A 1,295-nucleotide genomic window follows, 5' to 3' on the forward strand; every position below is an offset into this window, starting at 1 on the left:
CAGGTTGGGGCAGGGCGAGCCGGCCGGCTTGTCGATGGCGAAGTCCGCGGACGCGGCGAAGGCGGGCACCACGCAGCACAGCCCGAAGCAACGTCCGCAGTCGGCGCGCAGCTGCGCCGCCCCGGACGGCGGTGCGGTGCGGTGCGACACGCCGACGGTCCTCCTGGCGATCAGGGTGGACCACCATTGTTTCCTGTGCCGAACCCCGGGGTCGGTCGGGGGTCACCGTGCGTGCGTGTCGCCGGTCGTCGCGGTGCGGGGCGCCGGGGCACGGGCATCGCCCGGTGGCGGCACCAGTCGGCGGACGTCCCGCTCGCCGTCGTCGTGCCCGTACTTCTGGTCGAAGTGCCGTTTCACCACGGCGACCGGGGTGCGGTCCCCGTCGGCGGGCTCGGCCAGGGCGAACACGCCGGGCGCCGCCCCGGGCGCGCGGGGCGGCAGCACGGCTCGCACCGTCAGCGGCCCGGTCACCCGGAACCCCCGGCAGTCGACGTAGTGCTGCCCGTCCACCGTCACGAACGGCACGCGAACCTCGACCACGTCCGACTCGTCGTGGCGCAGCGTGACCGTGACCGACCAGTATCGCTCCAGGTCGAGGGTGGCCTGCTCGTGCTCCCACAGCTCCTCGAACCGGGCGTGCACGAACCCGCCCCACGGGCTGTCCATGTCCACCTCGAGCTGCGGCACGTTGAACGACAACTTCCCGATCGGGAAGAACGAGATCAGCGCCCGCCCGTCCCACTGGTAGAGCTGGATCGACGGGGACGCGTCGTAGAGCCGGACCTGTAGGCGGTGGCGCAGCCGCGAGTCGAGCGCCTCGGCGAACGAGGCCAGGTGGCGCAGGTTGGTGCGGATCTGCCGGGGCACGTCCACCCGTTGCCGTTCCAGCTCCTCGGAGCGTTGCTGGGCGGCGGTGCAGTCGGGGTCGAGCAGGAGCAACTGCACCTGGGCGCCGTTGGCCAGCGCCGCTCGCACCGCGCTCAGCGTCTCCTCCCGGTGCCGTTGCTCCAGCAGGATCGTCCAGGTGTCGAGGATGCGCACCCGACGCCCGGAGCGGTGCAGCCGTGTCACGAACGCCTGCTGGTCGAAGCTGAGGTGCTCCTGCACCCGCGCCTTGCGGGCCTCCTCGAACAACGGGTCGAAGATGACGTACGAGATGGCCGCGAGGACCACGCTGGCCCCGAGGTTGAGCAGCAGGTCGCTGAGGAAGCCGGTGCTGCGCCAGGCGGCCAGCAACATGACGACGGCGATCGCGAAGAGTGCCCCACCGACGACGAAGGCCCGTCGTTGCCGCC

1 protein-coding gene and 1 pseudogene are annotated in these 1,295 nt (G+C 72.0%); both read right to left on the minus strand.

All coding sequences use genetic code 11. From position 1 onward, the window contains the following. A pseudogene (locus DLJ58_RS00085) lies at nt 1–150 on the minus strand (pentapeptide repeat-containing protein); the annotation flags it as partial. Nucleotides 151–222: 72 nt separating this feature from the next. Continuing rightward, nucleotides 223–1,295, minus strand: a 1,073-nt coding sequence (locus DLJ58_RS33715; protein WP_208740731.1) for a DUF5919 domain-containing protein, incomplete at its 5' end; no start/stop codon positions are given.

The organism is Micromonospora arida (assembly GCF_003857035.1).
GTDB lineage: Bacteria > Actinomycetota > Actinomycetes > Mycobacteriales > Micromonosporaceae > Micromonospora > Micromonospora arida.